Here is a 3,840-nt window from a genome sequence, read left to right on the forward strand (position 1 = left end):
ACCTTCGACCGCTCGCGCGATAATCCGCAACACGGCGGAAAATCTCGCCTACACGACGCTGGAGCTGGGCGGGAAAAGCCCGGTTGTCGTTTTCGCCGACGCAGACCTGGACAGCGCGGCCAACGCGGTCGTGGCCGGGATTTTCGCGGCGTCCGGGCAAAGCTGCGTCGCCGGCTCGCGGCTGCTTGTCGAGCGTTCGATAAAGGCCGAGTTCCTGGACAGGCTGAAGCACAAGGCCGAGGCCATCAAAATTGGTGATCCGCAGGATCCGGCCACCGAAATGGGACCGCTGGCAACGCCACGCCAGCGGGAATGGATCGAGAAGGTCGTTGCCGAGAGCCTCGCCAATGGCGGGACGCTGGTCACCGGCGGAAAAAGGCCCGACGACCATCCGCGCGGTTTCTACTACGCACCGACCATTATCGACGCCGAGGACACAGGACTGCCTTGCGTGCGCGAGGAATTGTTCGGTCCGGTGCTCAGCGTTCTCACCTTCGACACGGAAGCTGAAGCCCTGGCGCTTGCCAACGACACGCCGTTCGGCCTGGCCTCAGGCGTTTTCACCACCAATCTCGCCAAGGCGCACCGCATGGCGCGCGACATCCATGCCGGCGTCGTCTGGGTCAACACATACCGCGCCGTTTCGCCGCTCGTGCCGTTCGGCGGCTATGGTCAGTCGGGGCTCGGCCGTGAGGGCGGGCTCGACGCCATCCGCGATTACACGCGCTCGAAATCCGTCTGGATACGGATATCCGACGAGCCGATCCCGGATCCGTTCGTCATGCGATGAGGCAGCGCCGCGATCGCGCAATTTCATAACAACAAGAAACCAAGCAACCAACAGAGGAGAATGACATGAAACTGATTTTGACCGGCATTTTGGCCGGATTCTTGGCAGCCACTGCCGCGCACGCCGATGAGATGGTGTTCACCAGCTGGGGCGGAACCACCCAGGAAGCGCAGACCAAATCCTGGGCTGCTCCGTTCGAAGCGAGTTCCGGCATCAAGGTCCTGCAGGACGGCCCGACCGACTATGGCAAGCTGAAGGCCATGGTGGAAGGCGGCAGCGTCGCCTGGGATGTCGTCGATGTCGAGATGGATTTCGCCATCAAGGCGGCCAACGACGGCCTGCTCGAGCCGATCGATTTCAACGTCGTGCCGAAAGCCGATCTCGATCCTCGCTTCACCACCGACCATGCGGTCGGCAGCTTCTACTACTCCTTCGTTCTTGCCTGGAACAAAGGGGCAGTGTCGGGCGAACCAACGGGCTGGGCCGACATGTTCGACCTGACGAAATTTCCCGGCAAACGCACGTTCTATAAATGGTCGGCGCCGGGCGTCATCGAAATCGCACTGCTGGCCGACGGCGTGCCGGCAGACAAGCTCTATCCCCTCGACCTCGACCGGGCGTTCAAGAGACTCGACACGATCAAGTCGGAAATCGTCTGGTGGGATAGCGGCGCGCAGTCGCAACAGCTGATCGCCTCCGGTGAAGCGGCCTTCGGGCAGCTCTGGAACGGACGTGTCTTCGCCCTCAAGCAGGACGGCGCCGATGTCGGCGCATCCTGGAATCAGAACATGACCGCCGCCGACGTGCTCGTCATCCCCAAGGGTTCGAAGAACAAGGCGAGCGCCATGAAATTCCTGGCCACAGCGACAAGCCCGAAAAGCCAGGCAATGTTTGCTGAAGCAAGCGGCTACGCACCCATCAACAAGGCAGCCAAGGCCGAAATGCCGGCCGATGTCGTCAAGTCGTTGCCGGACGCCTATGTCGACGGGCAGATCAACCTCGACATGAACTACTGGGCTGAAAACCGCGACAAGATCGCGGAGCGCTGGTACGCCTGGCAGGCCAAATAGAAGCCGACCTCACCCATGAACCGGCGGGGCGTCGCCAGGCGTCCCGCCTGAGCTGCCGGGATCGTCGCCATGTCGGGCCATTTGCTTCATCGACAGCCAATCCTCCGAAGGCCGGATGGCATCGGCGGAGCCTTGCCGGCGCTAACTCTTATCGCCCTGTTCTTCGTGGTGCCGGTCCTTGCGTTGCTGTTGCGTAGCGTGACCGAACCCGTGCCGGGCCTGTACAACTACGCAATGCTGTTTGGCGACGGCACCTATGCGCGGGTGTTCTTCAACACCTTTCTGGTCGCCACCGTCGTCACCGCGGTCACCGTCATCGTGGCGTTTCCGGTCGCCTGGATGCTGGCGATCATGCCGCCCGCCCTCGGCTCGATCGTCTTCGGCATCATCATCCTGTCGATGTGGACCAATCTGCTCACCCGCACCTATGCCTGGATGGTGCTGCTGCAACGCACCGGCGTCATCAACCGGACGCTGATGGATATCGGGCTGATCAGCGAGCCGCTGCCGCTGATCAACAACCTGACCGGCGTCACCATCGGCATGGTCTACATCATGCTGCCCTTCATGATACTGCCACTGGTCGGAACCCTGCGCGCCATTGATCCGATGACGCTGCGCGCCGCCGCTCTGTGCGGTGCGAGTCCCTTCGAGGCCTTCCGCCGCATCCTGCTGCCATTGTCGCTTCCGGGAATAGCTGCAGGCGGCCTGATGGTTTTCGTCATGTCGCTCGGCTATTTCGTGACACCGACGCTGCTCGGCGGCACTTCCAACATGATGCTCGCCGCATTGATCGCCCAGATGATCCAGTCCTTGCTCAACTGGGGGCTCGGAAGCGCGGCGGCTTTCATCCTGCTTTTGGTTACCATGGCGCTCTACGCGCTGCAGCTGCGCCTCGTCGGCGCCAAGCACATGACAGGAGGTATCTGAGATGCTGCTCGACTACGATCGGCTGGGCTGGCTGCGTGCAGCACTTCTCGGCTTCACCGGCCTGGTTGCCGCGTTTCTGCTACTGCCGGTGGTCTTCATTGTGCTTCTGTCGTTCGGATCGTCGCGGTGGCTGGCTTTTCCGCCGCTCGGCTGGACGCTGAAATGGTATGAGGAGCTCTTCGCCGATCCGGCCTGGCTCGAAGCGGCGCTGACCAGTGCGCGCATTGCTACTATGGCTGCGATCCTTGCCGTCGCCATCGGGCTCCTGGCGTCTTTCGCCCTGGTCAGGGGACAGTTTCGCGGGCGCAACGCGCTTCGCGGCCTTCTGCTGACGCCGATGGTGCTGCCGGTCGTGGTCTTCGCCATCGCCATCTACGCATTCTTCCTGCGGATCGGGCTTGGTGGCACGACGGCAGGATTCGTCATCGCACACACAGTCCTGGCACTCCCCTTCGCCATCATTCCCATCACCGCGGCACTCGAAGGGTTTGATAAATCCATCGAGGATGCGGCAATCGTCTGCGGCGCAAGCCCATTCGAAGCAAAGCTCCGGGTCACTTTGCCGGCGATCAAGATCGGGATTTTCTCGGCGGCGATCTTCGCCTTCCTCGCCTCGTGGGACGAGGTGGTGGTCGCGATTTTCATGGCCAGCCCCACCTTGCAGACCTTGCCGGTCAAGATCTGGGGCAGCCTGCGCCAGGATCTGACCCCGGTCATTGCCGCGGCCTCCAGCCTCCTCGTTTTCCTGACGCTGAGCCTGATGATCGTAACCGCACTCATTCGGCGGAAATTGTCGAAATGACCGAACTCTTCCTCTCCATTCGCGACCTGCGCAAGGCGTTCGGCAGCTTCGTCGCCGTGCACGATGTCACGATCGATATACCCAGGGGCCAATTCCTGACCTTTCTCGGCCCTTCCGGCTCTGGCAAGTCGACGACGCTCTACGCAATCGCCGGCTTTCAGCATCCGACATCCGGCGACGTTCTTTTCAAGGGCAGGTCGCTGCTGTCGGTGCCGGCGCACAAGCGCAATATCGGCATGGTGTTCCAG

5 protein-coding genes are annotated in these 3,840 nt (G+C 62.0%); all 5 read left to right on the forward strand.

The annotated features are described in order from the left end of the window. Positions 1-790 (forward strand): aldehyde dehydrogenase family protein (locus EOA86_RS25895; protein ID WP_128344288.1); only part of this gene is annotated, 790 nt, incomplete at its 5' end. A gap of 65 nt (positions 791-855) precedes the next feature. Further along, entirely contained in the window at positions 856-1,860 is a 1,005-nt protein-coding gene (locus tag EOA86_RS25900; RefSeq protein WP_128344289.1) for an ABC transporter substrate-binding protein, read from the forward strand. Between the two features lie 69 nt (positions 1,861-1,929). Continuing rightward, entirely contained in the window at positions 1,930-2,790 is an 861-nt protein-coding gene (locus EOA86_RS25905) for an ABC transporter permease (protein WP_128344291.1), read from the forward strand. A 1-nt stretch (position 2,791) separates the two neighbouring features. Continuing rightward, positions 2,792-3,592, forward strand: coding sequence for an ABC transporter permease (locus tag EOA86_RS25910; RefSeq protein WP_128344292.1), 801 nt, complete (start codon positions 2,792-2,794; stop codon positions 3,590-3,592). Beyond that, the coding region (locus EOA86_RS25915) for an ATP-binding cassette domain-containing protein (RefSeq protein ID WP_128344294.1) at positions 3,589-3,840 on the forward strand (252 nt) is incomplete at its 3' end. The genes EOA86_RS25910 and EOA86_RS25915, both read left to right, overlap by 4 nt.

Origin of the sequence: Mesorhizobium sp. M5C.F.Ca.IN.020.32.2.1 (genome assembly GCF_004023105.1) — a bacterium.
Classification (GTDB): Bacteria; Pseudomonadota; Alphaproteobacteria; order Rhizobiales; family Rhizobiaceae; genus Mesorhizobium; species Mesorhizobium wenxiniae.